This is a genomic window from Cryobacterium inferilacus (assembly GCF_019599185.1).
GTDB lineage: Bacteria > Actinomycetota > Actinomycetes > Actinomycetales > Microbacteriaceae > Cryobacterium > Cryobacterium inferilacus.
In genome coordinates this window covers 178,589-203,704 of record NZ_JAIEUL010000001.1, presented here as the reverse complement: position 1 = coordinate 203,704, position 25,116 = coordinate 178,589, and the positions used below count along the sequence as shown (strand labels likewise).

Genomic DNA, 25,116 nt, shown 5'->3' with positions numbered 1-25,116 from the left:
TACCCGCATGAGCGTCCTGGGTCGGGACGGCGTCCGCCACGCGGCGCGCATCGTGGTCAAGGTGGGCTCGTCCTCCATCAGCGGAGAGAATGTCGGTCAGATCGCGAAACTGGTCGATGCCCTCGCCTCCGCGCACGGTCGCGGGGCCGAGATCGTCCTGGTGTCGTCGGGCGCGATCGCCACCGGCATGCCCTACCTGAAGCTCGACGAGCGCCCCAGTGACCTGGCCACCCAGCAGGCCGCCGCCTCCGTGGGACAGAATCTGCTCGTCTTCCGCTACCAGGAGAGCCTGGACAGGTACGACATCATCGCCGGACAGGTTCTGCTCACCGCCGGTGACCTCGAGAACCCCGCGCACCGCAGCAACGCCCAACGGGCCATGGATCGTCTCCTTGGCCTGCGCATCCTGCCCATTGTCAACGAGAACGACACCGTCGCCACTCACGAGATCCGGTTCGGGGACAACGATCGGCTCGCTGCCATGGTCGCCACCCTGGTGAAGGCAGATCTCCTGGTGCTCCTCAGCGACGTCGACGCGCTCTTCACCCGGCCGCCGCACCTGCCGGGCGCCGAACGCATCGACTCGGTCGCCGCCGGCGACCCGCTGACCGGCATCGAGTTCGGCGAGAGCCTCTCCGGTGTCGGCACCGGAGGCGCGGCCACCAAGGTCTCCGCGGCCAGACTGGCTGCGTCCCACGGCACCGCCGTGCTGGTCACGTCCACGGCCCTGATCAGCGAGGCACTGGGCGGCGAACGGGTCGGAACCTGGTTCGAGGCCGTCGAGCGTCCTGGAACCCACGCCCCGTAGGCAGCGCCTGCGCACGCGGGCTCCGGTGCGCAGGGTCCCGTAAACTGGCCGGATGTTGCAGCCACTGAACGACACCGTCCAGCTTGTGCCCATCCTCGAGGCGTCCAGGCGGGCCTCCCTGGACCTTGCCGGGGCCTCAACCCAATTGAAGGACCTGGCCCTGTCCGCGATCGCGCAGGCGCTCCGCGGGAGCGTCACCGAGATCGTGGCGGCCAACCGAATCGACCTGGCCGCCGGGTCGGCCAACGGCCTGAGCAGCGGAATGCTCGACCGGCTCACCCTCACCGTCGAACGGATCGAGGGCCTCGCCGGTGCCGTCGAACAGATCATGATGCTCACCGACCCCGTCGGCGTGATCGTGCGGGGCAGCAGCCTGCCGAACGGCGTGAAGATCAGCCAGGTCCGGGTGCCCTTCGGCGTCGTCGGCGTGATCTACGAGGCCAGACCCAATGTCACCGTCGACATCGCCGCGATCGCGATCAAGAGCGGCAACGCCGTGGTCCTGCGGGGAGGGTCCGCCGCGGAGAACACCAACCGGGTGCTCGTGGCACTGCTCCAGGGCGCGCTCGGCACGGCCGGCCTGCCCCCGGAGTCCGTGCAGACCATCGACCCGTTCGGGCGAGACGGGGCAACGGCCCTGATGCAGGCCAGAGGCCACGTCGACGTTCTCATTCCGCGCGGCAGTGCCGGCCTGATCCAGGCGGTCGTGGAGCAGTCCAAGGTTCCCGTGATCGAAACCGGCGCGGGCGTCGTGCACATCTTCCTCGACGAGAGCGCCAACGCGGCCTGGGCCGTCGACATCGTGCACAACTCCAAGGTGCAACGACCCAGCGTCTGCAACGCGTTGGAGACGCTGCTCGTGCACAGGGACGCAGCCGAGCGGCTGTTGCCGTCTGTGCTGTCCAGGCTGGTGGAATCCGGCGTCACCATCCACGGTGATGAGCGAGTGCGCACGATCTTCCCCACGGCCGTGCCCGCAACCCCGGAAGACTGGGGCACCGAGTACATGGGTCTGGAGGTGGCCGTGGCCATCGTGGATTCGCTCGACGACGCCATCGGTCACATTCGCCGCTACTCCACCGGACACACCGAATCGATCATCACCAACGACATCGTCAACGCGGAACGCTTCCTGTCCGAGGTTGACTCCGCCGCGGTGATGGTCAACGCCTCCACCCGGTTCACCGACGGCGGCGAGTTCGGCTTCGGCGCCGAGGTCGGCATCTCGACCCAGAAGCTGCACGCGCGCGGACCGATGGGGCTGTCGGAGCTGACCAGCACCAAATGGATCGTGCGCGGTACCGGCCAGGTTCGCGCGTAACCGGCCCGCGCGGGCACCCCCGCTAGACTGGTCGGGGTACCGCAGGCCGCTGCCAGCTCTCACCCGATCCACGTCTGTCTGAACGGAGATTCCATGTTGTTCGTGACCGCTGTCCTTGCCGAGGTCGAGCACACCCAGCTGCCCGTACCCACCTGGGTCTACGGCCTCGTCGCCCTGGTGCTCTTTGCGGCCCTGGGCTTCGTGCTCTGGAGCTTCCGCGACGTGGCGAACCGCCACAGCGCCAAGGCCGATGCGTACAGTGCCGCGCACGGTGGCACGGCCAGCCACGGTGGCCACTAGGCCGACAGGCAGCCGGTGACACGTCACCGCCCACGCATCGGCGTGATGGGCGGCACCTTCGACCCCATCCATCACGGACACCTCGTGGCTGCCAGTGAAGTGGCCCAGAGCTTCGACCTCGACGAGGTCGTCTTCGTGCCGACGGGGCAGCCCTGGCAGAAGGCCGACGTCACCCGGGCCGAACACCGCTACCTGATGACGGTGATCGCGACGGCTTCCAACCCCCGGTTCACGGTCAGCCGGGTGGACATCGATCGCACCGGTCCCACCTATACGATCGACACGCTGCGGGACCTGCACGCCGAGCGACCGGATGCCGAGCTGTTCTTCATCACCGGAGCGGACGCCATCACCCAGATTCTGGGGTGGAAAGACGTGGCCGAGCTCTGGAAGCTCGCCCACTTCGTGGCTGTGAGTCGTCCGGGACATGACCTGAGCATTTCGGGATTGCCCAACCAGGACGTAAGCTTGTTGGAGGTTCCGGCTCTGGCTATCTCGTCCACTGACTGCCGGGCACGTGTGAACCGGGGTTTCCCGGTCTGGTACTTGGTCCCTGATGGGGTTGTCCAGTACATCTCAAAGCACCATTTGTATCGGAGTGTGGCATGACGTTGGGTAATGACCCGCAGCCACTGACGCGACGACAGTTGCGCGAGTTGGCTCGGGAGAACGAGCCGGCCTCGTCGGAGACCGACCCGTCGGTCGACCCCGCGTCGCTCACTCCCGCCGTGCAGCACTCCCGTCACACCGCGCCGGGTATCGAGGCACCGGCGGCGGCCAAGCTGGTACCGGCCAGGCCGGCATCCGCCAGGCCGGCATCCGCCAAGCCGGCATCCGCCAAGCCGGCATCCGCCAAGCCCAAGGTTGTCGAGCCCGAAGCCGCCACGCCCGTTCCCGCGCCGTTGCCGCTGCCCGATGCGCCCGCTGCTGCTCGTACCGAGGTCACAGAATCCGTCGTGGTCCAGCCGGGTCATACTCTCACCCGCCGGGAACTGCGTGCGCTGCAGGCCGCCGCGGCCGCCAGCGCGGAACCGGCAGCCGGCGTCACCCCCGCGAACGGGGCAGGCGCCCAGGATGCCGAGCCGGTGAGTCCCGTCGGAGTCACCCCTGCGGAAACGAACGCTGCCCACACCGACTCTGCTCACACGAACTCTGCTCAGGCGACCCCGGCTCAGAAGAGCCCAGCCGCCGCCGCGCCACTGGGGCTGAACCTTCCGGTGGGGCACTGGTCTGTCGACCGCGAGGACGACAGCCACATTCAGAGCATCGGTCGCCGTGACGATACGACCTTCGACGATCTGGTCGGCAGCGGAATGGGTGCCGGCGGAATCCCGACGACCAGCAACGCACTGATCCTGCCGGCGATCCCTCGTCAGGGAACCGCGGGTCCGATCACGAGCACCGGCGAGATCATGATCACCGGCTCGATCGACCTGCCGCGTAGCCTGGGCGCTACCGGGCAGCACCCGAACCTCTTCGATTCGTCCGAGATGGATCGCATGCTCGACCAGCTCGATGAGGGCGGTCACCACAATGACGTCGCCCCGGTCAGCGCCAGTCGCGCCGTGAGCACCCACACCTCCACCAGGGGCGTCATGACGCCGCCTCGAAAGCGTGGAGCGTCGCTGCCGACGGTCCTGGCGATCACCGCCGCGGTCCTCGCCATCGGCGTGCTGTCGCTCTTCGTTGTGGGCTACGCCTTCAACATCTACTAAATCTTCTCCTGCCATCCTTTTCGCTTTTACTAACTCAGGGATTCAATCGATGACCGCTTCTGCCCACGCTCTCGAGCTCCTCAAGGTGGCTGCCGCCGCCGCCGACTCGAAAGCGGGGGAGGACCTCGTTGCCATCGACGTCTCCAACCCGTTGCCGTTGGCCGACATCTTCCTCATCGTCACCGGGCGCTCCGAGCGCAACGTGGTCGCCATTGCCGGCGAAATCGAAGACAAGCTCATCGAGGCCGGTTACAAGCCGCTGCGCCGCGAGGGCCGCGCAGAGGGCCGATGGATCCTCGTTGACTTCGGCGACCTCGTCGTGCACGTGTTCCACGAGGAGGAAAGGGTCTACTACTCCCTCGAGCGACTCTGGAAGGACTGCCCGGTCATCCCGATCGACCTGGCCAGTGCGCGTGCCATCGACGACGCCGAAACAGAAACCCCGGTCGAAATTGAGGCCGCGGACTAGCGTTTGGTTCACGAGCACTCAAAACATGTAGTAACCTAATGAAGTTGTTTCGGAGGAATTCGAAACAAAGTCTGGGTCCGTGGCGCAGCTGGTAGCGCACCTGCATGGCATGCAGGGGGTCAGGGGTTCGAATCCCCTCGGATCCACCAAAACGAAAGAAACCCCCGATGAGAAAGTTCATCGGGGGTTTTTTCGTGCCACTCTTCGCGGTGGATTTCTTTTATATTTTTCTGCGGTTTCACCGTCCGATGCTCAACCAGGCATCGGGGTTGTCATCGCCGGCGGGACGAGCCGTGTGGGCAGACTTGGCGGACTTCATCGATTGCAGTTGACGCTCGACGTCGGCCGCGATCGCCCCTGACGACAGTTGCCGCTCGAGGTCGGAGTCCGGCGTCGCGGTGAGGTCGGTGAGGGTGCCGTTGGCCAACAACTCGTCGGTCGCAGCCGCGCGGGCCTGCATTTGCGCCACCCGATCCTTGGCCCGGTCGAGGTTCAGGCCCACGTCCGTCATCTGGCCGCCGATGCCGGCCGCGGCCTCGTTGGCCTTGACCTGGGCGACGGATGCCGCGTAGCTGGCCTTGATGGTCTCCTTCTCGGTGCGGAACGCCGTGATGCGCTCGGCCAGGCGACGCTCGTTGTCCTGCAAGCGCGCCTGCTGCTGTTCGAGCACGCTGTACTGGTCGTGGATCAGAGCGACCTGGTTCTCCAGTAGGGCGCGGCGCTCGAGAGCGGTTCTGGCCAGGTCGTCCCGTCCCTGATCGAGCGCCTGGTCGGCTTGCGCGCCCAGGCGGCGGTGGCGCTGACCCATCTCCTGGCCCTGCAGTTCGATGCGTTTCTTGGCGGTCGCGACCTCTGCCAGACCCTGGCGCACCTGGTGGAGCATCTTCACCTGTTGGTCATAGCTGTCGTCCAAGGCCTCTCGGGGATCCTCGATCCGGTCCAGTGCCTGGGAGGTCTTGCTACGAAAGATCACACGCAGCCTGGAGGACAGTGTCATGAGGGACTCCGTTCGGTGCGGGGGGTGAGCGCGGTCTGGCCGCCGGTGTCGTCGAGTCGATAGAGCGCGTGCAGCTCGCCCCGACCGGCGGAGAGGGCTTCGATCTCCCGGTCGAGATCTCCCCGGAGCACGGCGAGGGAATCATCGGTCGGGTCGCCGATTCCCGCCGCGACGGCCACGCGGAGGCGCCTGACCAAGGTGCCGACCTGGTCCACCCTGTTCCGTGCGGCGGGAATGGACTCCGTCAGGACGGCGCTGTCATGTTCGCTGAGGAGCAGCAGGAGCTGTGCATCCAGTGCGGCGGCGTCGGTGCGGATGCGCTCGAAGAGCCCCCGGAGTTCACCGAGGGGGGTGTCGTTCCGCTTGGCGATGTCCAGGGCCGCAGCTCCACTGGCGAGGAGCTCGGCGAGGCGCACTCTGAGGGCGAGGAGCTCGTGCTGCCGCCCGACGCTCAATCTGGCGCGCGCCCGCAGGACGGACGCGCTGACGGCCCGGCTCCGCCTGAGCCGGCCGACCACGACCTTGACACCGATGATGACGGCGGCGGTGGAGACGAGCATGATGCTCGCCAGGGCGAGCAGGATCTCCGCGAGGACGCTCACCGCGACCACCGGCCGGTGGTGGTGCAGGCAGTCCGGGTGCCTGCGGTGTTGATGCCTGCGGTGTTGGTGCGTGCGGTGTCGGTTTCGGTGGGTTCCATTGCTCCGCCTTCGTTCAGCAGCTGTCCGGGACGCCCAGGAGCGCCTAGCCCCGGTGTGAGGTGACCGCCGGCGTCGTACGCCCGGTCACGTTTTCTAGCGCACACGGTACGCCCGTTACCCTCGATTTGGCTCAGAGTCTGACCGGTACGATGGGGGAGTGAATGACACCCTGCCTCCGTGCCCGGAATGCTCCAGCGACCTGACCTATGAGATGGGGTCGCTGTTGGTCTGCCCGCTCTGCGCGCACGAATGGTCTGCAGAGGCCGCCGCGGCCGACGAGCCGGCGGCTGCAACCGTGATCAAGGATGCGCACGGCAGCGTGCTCGCCGACGGGGATTCCGTGACCATCATCAAGGGCCTCAAGGTCAAGGGCGGCACCAACATGCTCAAGGTGGGCACGAAGGTGCGCGACATCCGTCTGCGCCAGGGCGTGGGCGACCACGACATCGAGGCGCGGATCGAGGGCGTCACGACCCAGCTCAAGTCCAGCGTGGTCAAGAAGGCCTGACCCCCCTCACGAGGGCCCACGGGTTTACACTCCCCGGTATGACCGAGCAGCTGCCGTACACGGTGGTGCGGGCATTTCCTCGCTTCGACGTCCGACATTATCCGGCCCGGGTGCTCGTGCAGATGCGGGCCGATTCCGCGTCTGTCCGCGCCGGCCTGGCGGGTGCCAGGGTATTGCGTCGCTACCTGGGCGGCGAGAACGCGGCAGGGGCGGTCCTGGATGTGACCGCTCCGCTCCTGCTCGAACCGGTGGGGCCGGTCGAACCGGTGGGGCCGGTCGAATCGGGAGTCCTGCTCGAATCGGGAGGTCTGCTAGACCCGATGGCGGCAACCGGTCAGCTGGTGAGCATCGTCGTGGCGACCGGCACAGACCCGGCCGACCTCCCTGCTCCGTTGGAGGAGTCCGTTCAGCTCCGCTCCATGCCGGCTCACGAGGCCGCTGCCCTGCGCTTCGCCGGCCGACTCAGCACCGCCAGACTCCGAGCGGGCGGCAGGGACCTCCTCACCGAGGTGCGTTCCTGCCGACTGGAGCCTCTCGGTGGCCTGTACTACGCCCGCGTCGATCCGTGGTGGAAACCCGGCCCGCTCGGTCACACCGAGGCCCTCGTGCGGGTCACCTCGGCGTGAGCGCATCCGGGCGATAATGGCACGGTGCCCACACCCGACCCCGTCGTCCCGTCCGCCCTGCCCGTGCGCTGTCCCTGCCTGAGCGGCAATGGCTACGTCGACTGCTGCGGCCGACTCCACCGTGGGGAAAGCAGGGCGGCGACGGCAGAACAGCTCATGCGGTCGCGGTACTCGGCCTTCGCGGTCGGTGATGCCGACTATCTGCTCGCCACCTGGCATCCGCGCACTCGGCCGGAAGACCTGGAACTCGATGGAACGGTGCGGTGGATGCGCCTCGACATCGAACGAACCGAACGCGGGGGGATGCTGGACACCGTGGGAATCGTCGAGTTCACCGCGTACGCCCGTCAGGGCGGCCACCGCTCCCGGCAGCACGAGGTGAGCCGGTTCGAGAAGGTCGCGGGAGTCTGGTTCTACCTCGAGGCGACGGACTGACCGGCCGCTGGCGGTGACCCCCGGCCGCTGGCTACGCGGGCAGGAACAGGGCCGTCAGCAGGGCGACGTAGACGACCACGAAGATGGCCGGGGTCACCAGGCGCACCACGTTGATCCACGGGGCGGATGCGATCACCCGACGGCTCAGGGCCGAGGGTGAGCCGAGCGAGTTGAGGTCGTCGATGACGGCACGCCCCTCGTTGGCCGCACTGACTTGAACCAGGGCGCCCAGGATGCCGGAGGCAAGCAGGACACCGGCGGCCGCTAGACGCACACTCACCGGTGTGCCGGAGATCCCGACGGCCGTGAAGCCGATCAGGGCGATGAGAAGCACGGTCGGGGCGACCTGGGACACGATGATGTGCCAGCGGGCGGTGGCCCAGTGCGTCAGCAATTCGGATTCGCTCATGGTGGCTCCGTTCGGCGCACCCCGGTGGGCTCGCACTCTCTCCATTCTGGCGTGAACCCGCCCGTCCTGGCGTGAATCGGTGCCCGTCACCGGAATGGGAAACTAGACCCATGACCGCAACTCTCGTCGCCAAGGGACTGGCCGGTGGCTACGCCCATCGCACCCTGTTCGATTCGCTCGACCTCACCGTGGCTCCCGGAGACGTCGTCGGCGTGGTCGGCGTGAACGGCGCAGGCAAATCCACCCTGCTGCGGCTGCTCGGCGGCCTCGACGAGCCACAGGGCGGCACCGTGGCGCTGTCGCCCGCCGATGCGTTCGTCGGCTGGTTGCCGCAGGAACACGAACGGGTGCCTGGCGAGACCGTCGCCGAGTACATCGGCCGGCGAACCGGCTGCGCAGCGGCCACCAGGGAGATGGACGCCGCTGCCTCCGCCCTGGCCGAGCCGCCAGCGCCAGGCGGGACCGACCCCGCCGATGTCTACTCGAGCGCGTTGGACCGCTGGCTCGCCAGCGGCGCGGCCGACCTCGACGACAGGCTGCCAGGAGTGCTGAACGACCTCGGCCTCACTCTCGACGCCGCCGTGGCCGCTGACACCCTGATGACCTCACTCTCCGGCGGTCAGGCCGCCAGGGTCGGCCTGGCCGCCCTGCTGCTGTCCAGGTTCGACATCGTGCTGCTCGACGAGCCCACCAACGACCTGGACCTCGATGGTCTCGAACGCCTGGAAGCCTTTGTCACCGGCCTTCGCGGGGGAGTGGTGCTGGTCAGCCACGACCGGGAATTCCTGGCCCGCTCGGTCACCCGGGTCCTCGAACTCGACCTCGCGCAGGGTGCCAACCGGGTCTTCGGTGGCGGCTACGAGTCCTACCTCGACGAACGCGAAACGGCCAGACGGCAGAAGCGCGCCGCCTACGACGAGTTCGCCGACAAGAAGGCCGACCTGGTCGGTCGGGCCCGCACCCAGCGGGAGTGGTCGAGCCAGGGCGTACGCAACGCGATGAAGAAGTCCCCGGACAACGACAAGATCCGCCGCAAGGCCGCCGCCGAATCCAGCGAGAAGCAGGCGCAGAAGGTGCGCCAAATGGAGAGCCGGATCAGTCGACTCGACGAGGTCGACGAACCCCGCAAGGAATGGCAGCTGGAGTTCACCATCGGCAGCGCCCCGCGCTCGAGCGCCGTGGTATCCGTCCTCAACGAGGCTCTCATCCGACAGGGCGACTTCGTCTTCGGACCGGTGTCGCTGCAGGTCAACGCGGGTGAGCGCATCGGCATCACCGGACCGAACGGTGCCGGCAAGAGTACCCTGCTGCGGGCGCTGCTGGGCCGCCGCACCCCTGACGAGGGCTCGGCAAGCCTGGGGGCCAGTGTCGCCGTCGGCGAGATCGACCAGGCCAGGGCCAGTGTCACTGGCGAGCACACCCTGGTGGCCATCTTCGAGGAGCGACTGCCCGAGCTCGCCGCCGGCGAGATCCGCACACTCCTGGCCAAGTTCGGTCTCACCGCCGATCACGTCAACCGCCCGGCAGACGCCCTGTCGCCCGGCGAACGAACCCGCGCCGGCCTGGCGCTGCTGCAGGCTACCGGGGTGAACCTGCTGGTCCTGGACGAACCCACCAATCACCTCGACCTCGCGGCGATCGAACAACTCGAACAGGCGCTGGAGTCGTACACCGGCACGCTGTTGCTGGTAACCCACGACAGGCGAATGCTCGCCACCGTCCGGATCGACCGGCACTGGGCTGTGCGTGCAGGCCGGGTCTGGGAGAGCGAGCCGGGCGTTGCCTCCGGTCACTGACGGTGCTGTCATAGAGGGGTAGTCGTCATCTCTGCTGTGATCAGGAGGACTCTCATGACACCGAGCACCTTTTCCGAGAACACCGTGGATCCGCACCAGCTGGTCGAGGAACTGCGCCCCGCTGTGGCCGGCGATCTCATCGTCGCCACCGACCCGGGCTACGACGACGCCAGACGGGTCTGGAACGGCATGATCGACCGCCGCCCCCTGCTGGTGGTACGTGCAGGAACCGAGAGCGACATCGCGCCGACACTGGCCATCGCCCGCCGATACCGGCTGCCGCTGGCCGTGCGCGGCGGCGGACACAACGTGGCCGGCAACGGAACCGTCGATGCCGGCATCGTGCTGGACCTGTCCGCCCTGAACACCGTTGAGGTCGACCCGGACTCGCGGTCGGTTCGAGCGCAGGCCGGGGCGACCATGGCCGATATCGACAGGGCCACGGAGGTATACGGTCTCGCCGTGCCGCTGGGCGTGGTTTCCGCCACCGGGGTCGCCGGCCTCACCCTCGGGGGTGGAGTCGGTTGGTTGACCAGGGCATACGGGCTGACAGCCGACAATCTGCTCTCGGCAGAGATGATCACCGTGGCCGGAGAAACCGTGCGGGCCAGCGACACCGAGAACCCCGACCTTTTCTGGGGACTGCGCGGCGGCGGCGGAAACTTCGGTGTGGTGTCGTCATTCACCTTCAGGGCGCATCCGTTGCCCGCTCGTCTGGTGACGGGCAACTTCGTCTACCCGAGGCAGCACTGGGCGGCGACGCTGGCCGCATACGAGGAGTGGACCCTGGACCTGCCGGATGAGCTCACCTCCATCCTCAGCGTGCTCGTGCCGCCTCCCGCCATGGGACTCGGCTCAGAGCCGCTGATGCTGCTCGGGTTCGTCTGGACCGGCGCGGATGCCGGCGAGGGGCGACAGGTGATCGACAGGATGCGCCGGGCCGCGCCGCCCGCGATCGAGGTCGATGAGCCCGTTCCGTGGACGGCGTGGCAGTCCGCGGTCGATGGGATGTTCCCCAAGGGGGTGCGCGGCTACTGGCGGAACACCTCGTTCGACAGGATCGACCCGGCCGTGATCGAGACCGTGCTGCGTCGTGGCGGTGAGCAGACCTGGTTCGGCACCGGCTTCGACATCCATCACATGGGCGGTGCGTTCGGGCGCGTGCCAGAGGACGCCACACCGTTTCCCAACCGGGGAGCGCGGTTCTGGTTGAACATCTACGGATTCTGGACCGATCCGGCCGATGACGCGGAACGGGTGGCGTTCGTGCGCGGCTTCGGCACGGAGATGGAGGCGCTGGGGTCCGGCGGTAGGTACCTCAATTTCCTCGGCGCAGAAGCCGGGTCCGACCCCGTCGCCCAGGCCCTGGCCGTGTACGGGCCGGCCAAGCTGGAACGGCTGGCCGCCCTGAAACGGGTCTATGACCCGGAGAACCTGCTGAGGCTCAACCACAACATCCCCGTGATGATCGCCGGCAGCGGCGCGACCGGCGACACCGACTGACCACCAGACCCGCTGTGCCCACCGGCCGGACCCATGGGGTGGAATAGAACCACCCGGCCCCCGGTTGGGTCGTAGTATGCGTATGCATACAAAACGATCGAAAGGGCGCACCACCATGGCACCGACACTGGAACTGGGTCTCGACACGTTCGGCGACGTCACCTACGCCGCGGACGGCAGTCTGCTCAGCCACGCCCAGGTGCTGCGCAATGTCGTCGCCGAGGCCGTGCTCGCCGATGAGATCGGCCTCAGCTTCTTCGGCATCGGCGAACACCACCGCGAAGACTTCGCCGTGTCGGCCCCCGAAGTGGTTCTGGCCGCCATCGCCGGGCAGACCAACAACATCAAGCTCGGCTCCGCCGTCACCGTGCTCAGCTCCGACGACCCTGTGCGCGTGTTCCAGCGCTTCGCCACCCTGGACGCGGTGTCCAACGGTCGCGCGGAGGTCATCCTCGGCCGTGGGTCGTTCACCGAGTCCTTCCCGCTGTTCGGCCTCGAGCTCAGCGACTACGAGCAGCTGTTCGAGGAGAAGCTCGAACTCTTCACCGAACTCCTCAAGGAAGAGCCGGTGACCTGGGCGGGCAAGACTCGCGGGTCGCTGGCGAACCAGCGGGTGTTCCCGCCCACAGAGTCCGGCAGCATCCGCACCTGGATCGGCGTGGGCGGCAGCCCGCAGTCCGTGGTGCGCGCCGCCCACTACGGCCTGCCGCTGATGCTCGCCATCATCGGCGGCGAGCCCCTGGCCTTCGCCCAGTTCACCGACCTCTACCACCGGGCCCTCGACCAGTTCGGCCGGGAACGCCTGCCGATCGGCGAGCACTCGCCCGGCTACGTCGCCGCCACCGACGAGCAGGCGCGCGAGGAGATGTGGCCGCACTACCGTGCCATGCAGGACCGGATCGGCCGGGAACGTGGCTGGGGTCCGGCGACCAGGGCCCGTTTCGACCAGGATGCCGGCCCGGACGGCGCCCTGTTCGTGGGATCGCCGCAGACCGTGGCCACCAAGATCGCCAAGATGGCCACCGGCCTGTCCCTGTCCCGCTTCGACCTGAAGTACAGCCTGGGCACCCTCTCCCACGAGAAACTGATGACCAGCATCGAGCTGTACGGCACCGAAGTCGCACCTCTGGTGCACGAACTGATGGCCTGAGCGTCACCTTGCGGGGCCTGGACCGGCAATCCACGGTCCCCGGACGGGGTAGCGTGAACAAGTGGGCCCGGCGCAGGCACACCGCCCACCTCACCCTTTCGCTCTATTCCTCGAGGAGTCCACCGTGGAAACCTGGCCCGGATCTGCCTACCCGCTCGGCGCTACCTATGACGGCAGCGGCACCAACTTCGCCCTCTTCAGTGAGGCCGCGGAGCGGGTGGAGCTCTGCCTGTTCGACGAGAACGGCCAGGAAACCCCCGTCGAGGTGCGCGAGTCCAGCGCCTTCGTCTGGCACGTCTACCTGCCGGAGGTGCAGCCCGGGCAGCGTTACGGCTACCGGGTACACGGCGAGTACAACCCCAGCGAGGGCAAGCGCGCCAACCCGAACAAGCTGCTGCTCGACCCGTACGCCAAGGCCACCTGCGGTGTCATGGACTGGGATCAGGCGCTGTTCTCCTACAACTTCGGCGAACCGGATTCCCGCAACGATGAGGACTCCGCCCCGCACATGATGCTCGGCGTGGTGGTGAACCCGTTCTTCGACTGGACCGGAGACCGTTCGCCGCGCACCCCGTACAGCGAATCGGTGATCTACGAGGCGCACGTCAAGGGCCTCACCCAGCTGATGCAGGACGTGCCGGAGTCACAGCGGGGCACCTACGCGGCCGTCGCGCATCCGTCGGTCATCGAGCACCTGCAGAAGCTCGGCGTCACCGCGATCGAGCTGATGCCCGTGCACCAGTTCGTCAACGACTCCACCCTGCAGGACCAGGGACTGAGTAACTACTGGGGTTACAACACCATCGGTTTCTTCGCCCCGCACAACACCTACTCCTCCAGCGGCGACCTCGGCCAGCAGGTGCAGGAGTTCAAGGGCATGGTCAAGAACCTGCACGCCGCCGGGATCGAGGTCATCCTCGACGTGGTCTACAACCACACCGCTGAGGGCAACCACCTGGGCCCGACCATCTCGTTCAAGGGCATCGACAACGCCGCCTACTACCGTTTGATGGATGACGATGGTCGCTACTACATGGACTACACCGGCACCGGCAACACCCTGAACGTGCGCCACCCGCACTCGCTGCAGCTGATCATGGACTCGCTGCGCTACTGGGCCATCGAAATGCACGTCGACGGGTTCCGGTTCGACCTCGCCAGCGCGCTGGCCCGCGACCTCTACGACGTCGACAAGCTGTCCACCTTCTTCGAGCTCGTGCAGCAGGACCCGATCGTCTCCCAGGTCAAGCTCATCGCCGAGCCCTGGGACGTCGGCCCCGGCGGTTACCAGGTGGGCAACTTCCCGCCGCAGTGGACGGAATGGAACGGCAAGTACCGCGACACCGTGCGCGACTTCTGGCGCGGCGAGCCCTCCACCCTCGGCGAGTTCGCCTCTCGGATCTCCGGCTCCGCCGACCTCTACGAGCACTCCGGCCGGCGCCCGGTGGCGTCGATCAACTTCGTCACCGCGCACGACGGTTTCACCCTCAACGACCTGGTGTCGTACAACGAGAAGCACAACGACGCCAACGGTGAAGACAACAACGACGGCGAAAGCCACAACCGGTCCTGGAACGCCGGGGTCGAGGGACCCACGGACGACGACGCGATCCGCACCCTGCGTGGTCGCCAGCAGCGGAACTTCATCGCGACGATGCTGCTCTCCCAGGGTGTGCCGATGATCCTGCACGGCGACGAGCTGGGTCGCACCCAGCAGGGCAACAACAACACCTACGCCCAGGACTCCGAGTTGAGCTGGATCCACTGGGACGAGGCCGACCAGCCCCTGATCGAGTTCACCGCCGCCGTTGTGCGCCTGCGCAAGGAACACCCCACCTTCCGTCGCAGCCGTTTCTTCGACGGTCACCCCGGCAAGCGCGGCGAGGGTGACCCGCTGGCCGATATCGTCTGGCTGAACACCGACGGCGACGAGATGCGTGCGGAGGACTGGGACGAGAGTCGTGCTCGTACCGTGGGCATGTTCCTGAACGGTCAGGGCATCAGGGAGCGCGATTCCCGCGGCCGCGACGTCACCGATGTCAACTTCATCCTGCTCTTCAACGCGGATGGTGACGACGTCGAGTTCACGCTGCCCAGCGCCGAGTACTCCCCGGCCTGGGAAATCGTGATCGACACCGGGGGAGAGGGCGCCGACTCCGCAGCACGCCCCGCCGGCGCGAGCCACACCGTCAAGTCGCGTTCCCTCGTGGTGCTGCGGGAATACCACGAGCCGGAGGTGGCCCCCGACCACTCCGTCGCCGCCTCCCTCGCCAGCCACCCGGCGCCGCCCACATCCGCCATCACCCTGCCCGTGGTGAGCGACCCCTACGCCTCGACCGAAGGACCCTCGTAAGCATCATGAGCATCCCCGCCTCGACCTATCGCCTGCAGATCACCTCCGCCTTCGACCTGGACGAGGCGGCCGCCGTGCTCGACTACGTCAGCGAGCTCGGCGCCGACTGGATCTACCTGTCCCCGCTGCTCACGGCGGAGGACGGGTCTGACCACGGCTACGACGTCGTCGACCACGGTGCCGTCGACCCGGCCCGTGGCGGCCCGGAGGCGCTCGCCCGCCTGTCTGAGCGGGCGGCCGCCGCCGGCCGCGGCATCCTGGTGGACATCGTGCCCAACCACGTGGGTGTGAACACGCCGCACTCGAATTCCTGGTGGTGGGACCTGCTGCAGAACGGGCAGGACTCCCGGTACGCCGAGGCGTTCGACGTGGATTGGCCGGCCGGCAACGGCCGCCTGCTGCTGCCGGTGCTGGGCGACGGTGACACCGAACTCGACCGGCTCACGGTGGTCGGCGACGAACTCCACTACTACGACAACCGATTCCCCCTCGCCGTTGGGAGCGCGGACGACGGCGCCTCCGCCCGCGAGGTACACGATCGGCAGCACTACGAACTGGTCAACTGGCGCCGGGCGGACGCCGACCTGAACTACCGCCGCTTCTTCGCGGTCAACACCCTGGCGGGCCTCCGGGTCGAGGTGCCCTGGGTCTTCGACGAGTCACACCGCGAGATCCTGCGTTGGGTGCACACCGGCCTGGTGCAGGGACTCCGGGTCGACCACCCCGACGGCCTCGCCGACCCCGGTGGCTACCTGGACAGGCTGCACGCGGCCATGCCGGACGGCTACCTGCTGGTGGAGAAGATCCTGGAAGGACGCGAACAGCTGCCCAGCAGCTGGTCGACCCACGGCACCACCGGCTACGACGCCCTCGCGGACTTCGACCGGGTACTCGTCGACCCGGCCGGCCAGCCCGGCCTGGATGCCCTCGAGGCCACCCTGCAGGCCGAGCGGGAATCGGAGGACCCGGCCGAGCCGGTCTCCTGGACCGAGCTGGTCTACACCGGCAAGCGCGGCATCGCCGACAGCATCCTGCAGAGCGAGGTGCGACGACTCGACCGGCTGATCCCCGAGGTGCCGGATGCCGTGGACGCCCTGGCCGAACTGATCGCCTGGTTCCCGGTGTACCGCTCCTACCTGCCCGTCGGCCGGCATGAATTCGACACCGCCGTTCGACTCGCCCGGCAGCGCCGCCCCGACCTCGACGGCACGATCAGCGCGCTGATCCCCGTCCTCACCGACCCGGCCCATCCCGCCGCCGTGCGTTTTCAGCAGACCTCCGGCATGGTCATGGCCAAGGGCGTCGAAGACACCGCCTACTACCGCTACAGCCGGCTCACCTCGCTCAACGAGGTCGGAGCAGACCCGAGCGAATTCGCCGTGACCGTGGACGAGTTCCACCGCCGCCAGCAGACCCGCCTGGCCGTGGCCCCGGCGTCGCAGACCACGCTCTCGACCCACGACACCAAGCGCGGCGAAGACGTGCGAGCGCGCATCTCGGTTCTGGCGGAGCTGCCCGAGGAATGGGCGGAGCTCCTGGCCGAGTTGCGTGCACTGGCCCCGCTCGGTGATGCTCCGTTCGAGAACCTGCTCTGGCAGGCCATCATCGGGTCGTGGCCGGCCTCGACCGACCGACTGATCGGCTACGCAGAGAAGGCGTCACGGGAAGCGAATCTCTCGACCACCTGGACCGCACCGAACGAGGAATTCGAGCACGCCATGCGCGCCCTGGTGCGCCGCCTGGCCGAGCCCGGCCCGCTGCAGGACACGGTCAGCGCCTTCGTCGACCGGGTGCAACAGGCCGGCTGGAGCAACTCCCTCAGCCTCAAGCTGATCCAACTCACGGCGCCCGGCGTGCCGGACATCTACCAGGGCAGCGAGCTCTGGGAGATGTCCCTCGTCGATCCGGACAACCGCCGCCCGGTGGACTACGCGGTGCGGCGGGACTACCTCGCCCGCGTCACCGCGGGGTGGCTGCCGCCGATCGACGCGACCGGTGCGGCCAAGCTCCTCGTCAGCACGCGCGCCCTGCGCCTCCGCCGTGACCGGCCGGAGCTGTTCAGCCGGCACGCACCGGTCGAGGCGTTCGGACCGGCCGCCGCCCACGTGGTGGCCTACGACCGCGGCGGCGCCGTCACGGTGGCCACCCGGTTGCCCCTCACCCTGGCCGAGACCGGCTGGGGAGACACCACCATCATGCTCGCCGGCCATCGCTGGCAGAACACCCTGACCGGCGAGATCGTCGACGGCGGACTGGTGCGCCTGGCCGATCTGCTCTCCCGCTACCCGGTCGCCCTGCTGGTGCCCGCAGCGACCGATGCCCCCACCCCGACCGAGGAGGTCGCCCCGTGACGACAGACCAGACCCAACCGATCGACGTGTGGGCGCCCGCCGCCGACACCGTGCAGCTGGTCACAGGCGCCGACACCCACGCGACCGCCCCGATGACCCGCGACGATGCCGGCTGGTGGCACGGCACCCTGCCCGCCCGCGCTGACGGCGTCGACTACGGCTTCCTCGTCGACGGCGCAGGTCCGTTCCCCGACCCGCGGTCGCGCCGGCAGCCGCAGGGCGTGCACGAGCTCTCCCGCACCTTCGACCCGCAGGCACACACCTGGCAGGACAGTTCCTGGACCGGGCGTCAGCTCGCCGGCGCCACCATCTACGAACTGCACATCGGCACCTTCACCCCCGAGGGCACCCTCGAAGCGGCCGCGGGCCGCCTCGACCACCTGGTCGACCTCGGCGTCGACTTCATCGAACTCCTGCCGGTGAACGGCTTCAATGGCACCCACAACTGGGGCTACGACGGGGTGCTCTGGTACGCCGTGCACGAGGGCTACGGCGGACCCGCCGCGTACCAGGCCTTCGTCGACGCCTGCCACGCCGCGGGCATCGGCGTCATCCAGGACGTCGTGCACAACCACCTCGGCCCCAGCGGCAATTACCTGCCCAACTTCGGCCCCTATCTCAGCGACGCAGAGGGAAACACCTGGGGCGCATCGGTCAACCTCGACGGGCAGGATTCCGACGAGGTGCGCCGATACATCATCGACAGCGCCCTGATGTGGCTGCGGGATTACCACGTCGACGGTCTCCGGCTGGACGCCGTACACGCCCTCAAGGACCACTCCGCCGTGCACCTGCTCGAGCAGCTCGCCGGTGAGGTTGCGGTGCTCAGTGCCCACGTCGGTCGCCCGCTTACGTTGATCGCCGAGTCCGACCTCAACGACCCGCGCCTGATCACCTCCCGCGAGGCCAACGGCTACGGGCTCGACGCCCAGTGGAGTGACGACTTCCACCACGCCGTGCACGTCGCGCTGACCGGGGAGACCGTCGGCTACTACGCCGACTTCGCCCCGCTCGGTGCGCTGGCCAAGGTGCTCACCCGCGGCTTCTTCCACGACGGCACCTTCTCCAGCTTCCGCGGGCGGGTGCACGGTCGCCCGATCGACGTCGAGCGGATGCCGGCCTGGCGCCTCGTCGTCGCCTCGCAGAATCACGACCAGATCGGCAACCGCGCCATCGGTGACCGGCTCAGCGCCCAGCTCGACACCGGCCAGTTGGGTATCGCCGCCGCGCTCACCCTGCTCGGCCCGTTCACCCCGATGCTGTTCATGGGGGAGGAATGGGGCGCCCGTACCCCCTGGCAGTTCTTCACCTCACATCCGGAACCCGAACTGGGCCTTGCCACGGCAGAGGGTCGCATCGGCGAGTTCGCCCGGATGGGCTGGGACCCGGCCGTGGTGCCCGACCCGCAGGACCCCGGCACCTTCGAGAGGTCGAAGCTGGACTGGTCGGAGACCACCCGCCCAGAGGCCGTCCGCCTGCTGGCCTTCTACCGGGACCTCGTCGGTCTCCGCCGGCAGCTCGCCGATGTGACCGACCCCCGGTTCGGCCAGGTCGCGGTCACGTTCGACGAGAACGAGGGCTGGCTGCGACTGCGCAGAGGCGACACCGACATCGTGATCAACCTGTCCACGAGCGGTCGCTGGGTTCCCGTGACCGGGACGAGCATCGTCAGCTCGTTCGCCAACAACGCCGACGCGGTGCCGGCGCTGGAGAACGGCCGGGTACTGTTGCCGCCGCACTCCGTGGCCGTAATCGTCTGAGGCGCCATTTTCTACCCGCGAATCTGACCCACGACCACCACGACCACCACAACCCGCAAAGGAGCAGCAGTGGGACACTTCCTGTCCGCGGACACCGCCGCCGCACTGGCGCGGCTGACCGCCCTGGACGCCGACCGGGACGCGCCGGCGCTCGAGCGGATGCGTGCCATCCGCGCCGTCTTGCTGCACCTCGATGCCGACCCTGCGGCGCTGCGGAGCGTGCGGGACGCACTGGCCGAGGGGGCGCTCTGGCCGGAGATCGCCGACGCTGCCGGACTCAAACCGACAGCGGCGAAGTGGCGGTGGCAGGGCAGCGACGCCGAGATCGCCGCCCGGTTGGATGCGGGCCGCAAGCGCAGCATCCGGCCGAGCAGCGTGCCGACGGACCTGCCCGGCCACTCCGTGGCCGACGCCGCGGCCAGCCTCGGGGTCAGCCCGCAGGCCGTGTACCTGCAGGTGAGCAGGGGCAAGCTCACCAGCCGCACCGTCGAACTGCCGGACGGACGAAGCTACAAACGGGTCTTCCTGCCCGGTGACGCGCTACCCTCCACAGCAGAACCGGCCTCGGCAGCACAGCCCCCGACAGCACAGCCCCTGACAGCACAAGATCCCCCGTCCCCCGACCACGGCGGCTGACCCAGTGCCGGGTCCGCTGTCCTCGCACACGCGAGGGCATCCTTTCGACCCTGGAGTGATGATGACCGATCAGAACTACGACCCCTTCGACCGCACCCGCCCGATCGACCGGCCCGCCGAACCGGTGGCGACCACCGAACGCCTGCGGATGCCGACGGCCGAGCCGACGGCCCCATCCATCGGTGCCCCTGACCCGGCTCCCTCCGGCACCGCGCCCCGCAGTCGCACCGGGATGAACCTGCGCACCGGTCCGCCTCAACGGGCCGCCATCGTCGTGCTGGTCGGAATCGCTGTTCTGACCCTGGCGTTCCTGATCATGATCTTCGTCAACGTCTCCAGCGAGAGTGTCATCGCCCTCGCCGTGATCGCCACGCCGATCGCCTCGATGGTGGCGGCCTACTACGCCGTCACCCTCAGCATCCACCAGGTCGGCACCGAACGTGCCGACAAGGAGAAGGCCATGGCCACGCTCGACTCCGTTCGGGAGAACGCCCGCGAGACCGACGCCTGGGCCGCCCAGATGGAGTCGGGGTTGCGGGTGGCCCTGGCCAAGCTCGAATCCGCCGGCGTCTCGACGGATGCGGTCAGGCGCGCCGCCGGTACTCCGGACGACTTCTTCTAGGCTCGTTCGATCGTGGGGTCGGCCGTGGGTTCGGCCCGGAGGTAGTGTCGCATCGGCGCGTGCCGCAGCCGGGCGGGGAGCCGGGGATAGACCGCCCGGATCACGCCGAGCACCAGGTCGAACCGACGCTGGCGACCGGCCGACCAGGGCAGCGCGTACAGCGCCCGTTCGGCGGGATCCAGCAGCCCCGTGGTGATCAGCCGGGCCACAGGCATGGCCAGTCGCAACCAGAGCGGAGCCCTGCGCGGATGGAGCAGCTGGTCGGCGACGGCACGCGTGGTGGCGTCGGTCGTCAGTGTGGCCGTGGCGCGGTGCCAGTAGGTGGCGAAGGCGGCACGGTCGGACGGCCACATTCCGGCCGGCACCTGCAGGGCGGTACCGAGCACGCCGTAGTCGCGGTAGACCGACTCGGCGTCGGCGTCGTCGAGGGAACCGAAGACCAGGTCGTGCATGCGCGTCGCCGACTCGTACAGGGTCGCGGCCACCCACAGTTGCAGCTCGGGATCGAAGGCGTTATAGGCCGGCGAAGTCGCCGCCTGCGCGCCGTGGACCGGCCGGTGGGCGAGGGCGACCCGCCGCACCGCGGCCGCCCGCTGGATGGGGGATCCGCAGGTGACGGCGTAGACGTAGGCGAGGGTCCCGTTCAGCCGGCCCAGCGGCCGTGCGGCGAAGTCGCTGTGCCTGGCCACTCCATGACCGACGGCGGGGTTCGCCAACTGCAGCAGGATGGCTCGACCCCCGGCGAGCACGAGAACGCTCTCCGGCGCGATCTGGCGGATACCCAGCGCCGGGGTCCGGGGACCGGGTGCGGGCTGCCGCGGTTGGCTGGGTCGCATGAAGAGTCCTCTCGAAGGACCGAGCCTACTTCCCCGTGGCGAGACGCGGTCGCGGCCGTTCCTGAATCGTTCCCAGAAATTCTTGCGATGGATGGAATAACGTGGAGTCGTATGCGCTTGCATATACCTGAGGGTGAGGGATCCACTTGCCCCACGGACTTGAGGAGCACCATGAGCGACATCGACACCACCACCATCCCCGGGTACAAAGCCGGAACCTGGACCATCGACCCGACGCACAGCGCGGTCGGCTTCAGCATCCGCCACATCATGATCAGCAAGGTCAAGGGCACGTTCGAGAACTTCGACGCCACCTTCGTCACCACCGAGAACCCCCTCGAGACCAGCGTCACCGCCTCCGCCACCGTGGCCTCGATCAACACCAACGAGCCCAACCGCGACGGCCACCTGCGCACCGGCGACTTCTTCGACGCCGAGACCTACCCGACCATCGACTTCGTGTCGACCGGCGTGCGCGTCGTCAAGGGCGACTACCTCGTCGACGGCAACCTCACCATCAAGGGCGTCACCAAGCCGGTCACCTTCGACTTCGACTTCGGCGGCTTCGGCGGCGACCCCTACGGCAACTACAAGTTCGGTGCCACCGCCAAGACCGAGATCAACCGCGAAGACTTCGGCCTCACCTACAACGCCGCTCTCGAGACCGGCGGCGTGCTGCTGGGCGACAAGGTCACCATCACGCTCGAACTGCAGGGCGCACTCCAGGCCTAAGCAGAACCCATCACGGCGGGGACCCCAGGTGGGGTCCCCGTTGTGTGTTTAAGGTGTTGTGTGTTTCAGGTGTGTGATCAATTGGGTGTGTGTTCCTCGGCACTGCCCGGGTCAGCCGGCGACAACACCGTCCGGAGTGGCCCGCAGCACGCCGAGGCGTCGCAAGACCCTGGCGATGACCGGGTCGAGCGCGAACAGCGCGAATGCCGCTGACCCGATCAGCGTCGCGAGCGGGACGACCCCGACGGCGAGGGCGAGGGCGCTGATCGAATTGACCCTGCCGTTGTGCACCGCCTCCGCCGACGCGCCGTGCACCAGGTGCCGGCGCGGGGAACTCGCGTGGAACCACTGCCAGGTGCTGAACGCCACGATCAGCACGAAGTTCAGCGGAAGGAGCGTGCGCCCGAGCAGAAAGTCGCTGTACTCGTCGTTCAGGCTCGTGCTGAACGGCACCAGGACAACGCCGAGCAGGCGGAAATTGTTGAGCCAGATGATCGTGGTGTCCACCCGGGGGATGAACTCGAACTGGCGGACATGCACGAGCCAGAGCACGCTGAGCAGCAGGAAGCTGATCACGACGTTGAGAAGGCTCGGTGCCACGCTGACGAGCTGGTTCAGGAAATCGGCATCCGTGCGAACGGCGCGGAACCCGTCGACCGAGAGATTGAGCACCAGCAGGGTGGCCGCGATCGCGAAGACACCGTCGGTGTAGGACTCGAGCCGCCTGGTGGAGAGCACGGTGCGTCGGTCGGCGCTCGGCCGATCATCGGGGGGCGTGCGGCCAGGCCCTGGCCCCGATGTGCTCGGCATGCGGGCAGCCTACTCGCCGGTGATCTCCTCGCGTACCCGTCGCAGGTCTTCCATCAGCGCGCCGATCAGGATCCAGTGCTGCGGATGCGGGGTCATGATCGTCAACGGTGCCGTGAGCGCCAGTGGTTCGACGACGGGTGCTGCCGCCGAGACGGTGGCGGGGGCCGTGGCGAGCAGCCGCAGGTCGTGGGCCGCTCGCTCGAGCTCGATCGAGAACGCCTGCACGGTGGGTTCGAGGTGCAGGGATTCGTCGTAGTGGTCACGTAGTGCGCGGGTCATGCCCAGGGCGCGGGTGACGAGGGGCACGAGCCGGGCGTAGAGCGCGGTGTCGGCGTCGAGAACCTCGCGGTGCCTGGACTGACGCGGATTGAGTGTGAGGCTCTCTTCGGCCTGGCTGATGGCCTTCTCCGCCTTCGTGAGCATGGGCCGAAGCAGGCGGGCCTGAATCATCAGGGTCTCGAGGTCGGCGTACTTCTGCGGGCTCAGCAGCGCGTTGGCCACCCGGTCGAAGGTGGCGGCGACCTCGTCGGTGAGGCGGGTGACGGCGTCGTGGGCCGGAGTGAGCAGCACCGGGGGCACGATCAGGGCGTTGACGATGACGGCGATCGCGGCCCCCAGGATCGTCTCGATGATGCGGTCCCTGGCGTAGGTCGGGGTCGCGGCGCCCAGGGTCAGCACGAGCATCGCGCTGATCGGGATCTGATTCGCCGAGCCGGGGGAGAGCTTGAGCGCCCAGGCGAGCAGGATGCAGACGATCGTCGCCGAGAGCACGATCAGGCTGTCCTGGCCGAACAGGATGCCGATGGCGAGAGCCACCAGCACCCCGCCCACCACTCCGAGACTGCGCTCAAGGGCCCGGCCCAATGACTGGTTGACACTGGGCTGGACCACGAAGATCGCGGCCATCGCGGCAAAAATGGGCAGTTCGCCCGGAAGCAACCACTGCGAGATGATCCAGGCCACGGCCACGGCCACGGAGGTCTTGAGGGTCTGCAGAAGGGGGATCCGTCTGGACACTCGCAGGCTGGCCGTTATTCGCACTGTCATAGGGTACAAGGCCGGCACGGGGCGCACGATCGGCACCGGTGCGGACCGAGGCCCCGGCGGCCCCTCCGCTGGTCGGCATCCGTTCACGGCCGTACCTGCACCTCGCGACCCAGAAACCTGGCGTAGTCCTGCAACGACCGCTGCACCTGCCCTGCGGCGGTGGGGGACAACGGTGTGAACGGCTCGGGCTCGACCGTGATCTGCCGTGGCTGCCAGTGCCGGCGCCAGGTACCCACGACCCGGCCGTGCTGTACCAGGAGGGGCAGGAAGATGCCGTTCTTGCCCGGGATGACACGCGACAGTTTGGCCGGATCGATCGCGAGGGAGCGATCTCGGTAGCCGAGCAGGTACTCATCGAATCCCGGCAGTGCCAACACCGCGTCCCGTCCGCGCCCGGGGGCCGCCCGACCCACGGGGCCCAGATCACTCGACCGGGGGTACAGGTACCGCACGCCGTCCACCTCGAGAGCGGTCAACCGCTCACCGGCGACCGCCAGGGCCGTGCCGGCGGCCGCCATGGTCAGCTGGGACCACCAGGCGAAGTCGGTGAGGGGAGCCGGACCGTGGCCGGCCAGATAGCGCAGCAGGAACTCACCCAGCGCCTCATCGTGCTCCAACCGTCGGGGTGTGGGCACCCAGTCCTCCAGCAGCACCAGCATCTGCTGGGCGTCGAGTTGGCGTCCCCAGCAGAGGGTGCCGGACTGGGCCAGGTGCATGATCAGGTGGTAGCCGCGCTGCCCGGCGGTGCTGATGCCGTGGCGAGCGAGCGCAGCCAGGAAATCGGCGCGGCTGAGTTCCCGGCCGCCGGCGAGCTCGGCCGTGGCAACGTCCCTGGCGCGTTCGATGGTGACGTCGTCCAGGCCGAGTTCACGGCGGCGGGTCGCCGCGCCCCCCCCACAGTCGGGGCGTCGTGAGCGCGAGCATCCAGCCCAGATCTTCTGCCGGCACGAGGTGCAGTGTTCCCCGCATCGGCCAGGACCGAACGACCCGACCCGTGTCGAGAAGGGTGTCGATGTCGGCGGAGGTGGTGCCGGGGGCACGCACCCCCACGGCCCACTTGGCCCAGCGGAGGTCCTGCGCCTGCACGGCGAGGAGCCTGTCGACGACCTGGGCCGGATCCCGGCCGAGGGCTGCCGCAGGCCCGGCGAGCCCCTGGCTGATCAGACGTCGTCGGGTGATGTCGGTGCGGGTCGCGCGGGTCATGCGACCAGGGTGGCAGGGTCTACCGGTT

General features: G+C 68.3%; 26 protein-coding genes and 1 tRNA gene. 19 read left to right on the top strand and 8 right to left on the bottom strand.

Annotated features, from left to right (window positions below; all coding sequences use genetic code 11):
* Positions 1-7 precede the first annotated feature (7 nt).
* From proB to K2F54_RS00930, 7 genes are all read left to right on the top strand, one after another.
* Positions 8-808, top strand: coding sequence for a glutamate 5-kinase (gene proB / locus K2F54_RS00960; RefSeq protein ID WP_220603965.1), 801 nt, complete (start codon positions 8-10; stop codon positions 806-808).
* A gap of 52 nt (positions 809-860) precedes the next feature.
* Positions 861-2,129, top strand: a complete 1,269-nt coding sequence (locus tag K2F54_RS00955; protein ID WP_220603964.1) for a glutamate-5-semialdehyde dehydrogenase — start codon at positions 861-863, stop codon at positions 2,127-2,129.
* Positions 2,130-2,222: 93 nt separating this feature from the next.
* Positions 2,223-2,429, top strand: coding sequence for a hypothetical protein (locus tag K2F54_RS00950; protein WP_220603963.1), 207 nt, complete (start codon positions 2,223-2,225; stop codon positions 2,427-2,429).
* Between the two features lie 15 nt (positions 2,430-2,444).
* The gene (nadD, locus tag K2F54_RS00945) at positions 2,445-3,038 is read left to right on the top strand and encodes a nicotinate-nucleotide adenylyltransferase (RefSeq protein WP_220603962.1); all 594 of its coding nucleotides are present in this window, start codon (positions 2,445-2,447) and stop codon (positions 3,036-3,038) included.
* Positions 3,035-4,144 (top strand): hypothetical protein, encoded by a 1,110-nt coding sequence (locus K2F54_RS00940; protein ID WP_220603961.1) that lies wholly within the window; start codon positions 3,035-3,037, stop codon positions 4,142-4,144. Before nadD ends, K2F54_RS00940 begins: the two co-directional genes overlap by 4 nt.
* A gap of 49 nt (positions 4,145-4,193) precedes the next feature.
* On the top strand, positions 4,194-4,613 hold the full coding sequence (rsfS, locus tag K2F54_RS00935) for a ribosome silencing factor (protein WP_220603960.1): 420 nt from the start codon (positions 4,194-4,196) through the stop codon (positions 4,611-4,613).
* A 73-nt stretch (positions 4,614-4,686) separates the two neighbouring features.
* Positions 4,687-4,762 (top strand) — tRNA-Ala (locus tag K2F54_RS00930).
* An 89-nt stretch (positions 4,763-4,851) separates the two neighbouring features.
* Here K2F54_RS00930 and K2F54_RS00925 read toward each other — a convergent pair.
* Together K2F54_RS00925 and K2F54_RS00920 are read right to left on the bottom strand one after the other, a co-directional pair.
* Positions 4,852-5,610 carry a PspA/IM30 family protein gene (locus K2F54_RS00925; protein ID WP_220603959.1) on the bottom strand — a complete coding sequence of 253 codons (759 nt, stop codon included), beginning with the start codon at positions 5,608-5,610 and terminating at the stop codon, positions 4,852-4,854.
* Complete coding sequence (locus K2F54_RS00920) at positions 5,607-6,212, bottom strand: hypothetical protein (protein ID WP_220603958.1); 606 nt, start codon at positions 6,210-6,212, stop codon at positions 5,607-5,609. Before K2F54_RS00920 ends, K2F54_RS00925 begins: the two co-directional genes overlap by 4 nt.
* A gap of 256 nt (positions 6,213-6,468) precedes the next feature.
* Here K2F54_RS00920 and K2F54_RS00915 point away from each other — a divergent pair, with 256 nt between their 5' ends.
* Genes K2F54_RS00915 through K2F54_RS00905 form a run of 3 tightly spaced genes read left to right on the top strand, consistent with a single transcriptional unit; the run spans position 6,469 to position 7,880 of the window.
* Positions 6,469-6,819 (top strand): zinc ribbon domain-containing protein YjdM, encoded by a 351-nt coding sequence (locus tag K2F54_RS00915; protein WP_220603957.1) that lies wholly within the window; start codon positions 6,469-6,471, stop codon positions 6,817-6,819.
* A 38-nt stretch (positions 6,820-6,857) separates the two neighbouring features.
* Positions 6,858-7,445: an SOUL family heme-binding protein gene (locus K2F54_RS00910; protein WP_220603956.1), complete on the top strand. Its 588-nt coding sequence runs from the start codon at positions 6,858-6,860 to the stop codon at positions 7,443-7,445.
* Between the two features lie 24 nt (positions 7,446-7,469).
* On the top strand, positions 7,470-7,880 hold the full coding sequence (locus K2F54_RS00905; protein WP_308287438.1) for a YchJ family protein: 411 nt from the start codon (positions 7,470-7,472) through the stop codon (positions 7,878-7,880).
* Between the two features lie 31 nt (positions 7,881-7,911).
* Here K2F54_RS00905 and K2F54_RS00900 read toward each other — a convergent pair whose 3' ends face one another.
* The gene (locus K2F54_RS00900) at positions 7,912-8,289 is read right to left on the bottom strand and encodes a hypothetical protein (RefSeq protein ID WP_220603955.1); all 378 of its coding nucleotides are present in this window, start codon (positions 8,287-8,289) and stop codon (positions 7,912-7,914) included.
* Positions 8,290-8,399: 110 nt separating this feature from the next.
* Here K2F54_RS00900 and K2F54_RS00895 point away from each other — a divergent pair, with 110 nt between their 5' ends.
* The 8 genes from K2F54_RS00895 to K2F54_RS00860 all read left to right on the top strand — a co-directional run bounded on the left by K2F54_RS00895 (position 8,400) and on the right by K2F54_RS00860 (position 20,460).
* Positions 8,400-10,085 carry an ABC-F family ATP-binding cassette domain-containing protein gene (locus tag K2F54_RS00895; protein ID WP_220603954.1) on the top strand — a complete coding sequence of 562 codons (1,686 nt, stop codon included), beginning with the start codon at positions 8,400-8,402 and terminating at the stop codon, positions 10,083-10,085.
* Positions 10,086-10,139: 54 nt separating this feature from the next.
* A complete protein-coding gene (locus tag K2F54_RS00890) occupies positions 10,140-11,588 on the top strand; it encodes an FAD-binding oxidoreductase (protein WP_220603953.1) in 1,449 nt (482 codons plus the stop codon).
* 115 nt (positions 11,589-11,703) lie between these two features.
* Complete coding sequence (locus K2F54_RS00885; protein ID WP_220603952.1) at positions 11,704-12,738, top strand: LLM class flavin-dependent oxidoreductase; 1,035 nt, start codon at positions 11,704-11,706, stop codon at positions 12,736-12,738.
* Between the two features lie 124 nt (positions 12,739-12,862).
* A complete protein-coding gene (gene glgX / locus K2F54_RS00880; RefSeq protein WP_220603951.1) occupies positions 12,863-15,091 on the top strand; it encodes a glycogen debranching protein GlgX in 2,229 nt (742 codons plus the stop codon).
* A 5-nt stretch (positions 15,092-15,096) separates the two neighbouring features.
* A complete protein-coding gene (gene treY, locus K2F54_RS00875) occupies positions 15,097-17,442 on the top strand; it encodes a malto-oligosyltrehalose synthase (RefSeq protein WP_220603950.1) in 2,346 nt (781 codons plus the stop codon).
* Positions 17,439-19,202: a malto-oligosyltrehalose trehalohydrolase gene (gene treZ / locus K2F54_RS00870; RefSeq protein WP_308287437.1), complete on the top strand. Its 1,764-nt coding sequence runs from the start codon at positions 17,439-17,441 to the stop codon at positions 19,200-19,202. Before treY ends, treZ begins: the two co-directional genes overlap by 4 nt.
* Positions 19,203-19,271: 69 nt before the next feature.
* Positions 19,272-19,838 (top strand): hypothetical protein, encoded by a 567-nt coding sequence (locus tag K2F54_RS00865; RefSeq protein WP_220603949.1) that lies wholly within the window; start codon positions 19,272-19,274, stop codon positions 19,836-19,838.
* A 61-nt stretch (positions 19,839-19,899) separates the two neighbouring features.
* On the top strand, positions 19,900-20,460 hold the full coding sequence (locus K2F54_RS00860; RefSeq protein WP_220603948.1) for a hypothetical protein: 561 nt from the start codon (positions 19,900-19,902) through the stop codon (positions 20,458-20,460).
* Here K2F54_RS00860 and K2F54_RS00855 read toward each other — a convergent pair.
* Positions 20,457-21,296, bottom strand: a complete 840-nt coding sequence (locus K2F54_RS00855; protein ID WP_220603947.1) for an oxygenase MpaB family protein — start codon at positions 21,294-21,296, stop codon at positions 20,457-20,459. The genes K2F54_RS00860 and K2F54_RS00855 overlap by 4 nt on opposite strands.
* Before the next feature lie 171 nt (positions 21,297-21,467).
* On the opposite strand from K2F54_RS00855, the gene K2F54_RS00850 reads away from it, so the two are divergent.
* Positions 21,468-22,028 (top strand): YceI family protein, encoded by a 561-nt coding sequence (locus K2F54_RS00850; RefSeq protein ID WP_220603946.1) that lies wholly within the window; start codon positions 21,468-21,470, stop codon positions 22,026-22,028.
* Between the two features lie 111 nt (positions 22,029-22,139).
* On the opposite strand, the gene K2F54_RS00845 is transcribed toward K2F54_RS00850, so the two are convergent.
* From K2F54_RS00845 to K2F54_RS00830, 4 genes are all read right to left on the bottom strand, one after another.
* Positions 22,140-22,838 (bottom strand): TMEM175 family protein, encoded by a 699-nt coding sequence (locus K2F54_RS00845; protein WP_220603945.1) that lies wholly within the window; start codon positions 22,836-22,838, stop codon positions 22,140-22,142.
* 9 nt (positions 22,839-22,847) lie between these two features.
* Positions 22,848-23,885 (bottom strand): FUSC family protein, encoded by a 1,038-nt coding sequence (locus K2F54_RS00840; RefSeq protein WP_255576543.1) that lies wholly within the window; start codon positions 23,883-23,885, stop codon positions 22,848-22,850.
* Between the two features lie 83 nt (positions 23,886-23,968).
* The gene (locus K2F54_RS00835) at positions 23,969-24,730 is read right to left on the bottom strand and encodes a DNA glycosylase AlkZ-like family protein (protein ID WP_308287458.1); all 762 of its coding nucleotides are present in this window, start codon (positions 24,728-24,730) and stop codon (positions 23,969-23,971) included.
* A 22-nt stretch (positions 24,731-24,752) separates the two neighbouring features.
* Positions 24,753-25,088: a DNA glycosylase AlkZ-like family protein gene (locus K2F54_RS00830; RefSeq protein ID WP_220603943.1), complete on the bottom strand. Its 336-nt coding sequence runs from the start codon at positions 25,086-25,088 to the stop codon at positions 24,753-24,755.
* Positions 25,089-25,116 lie beyond the last annotated feature (28 nt).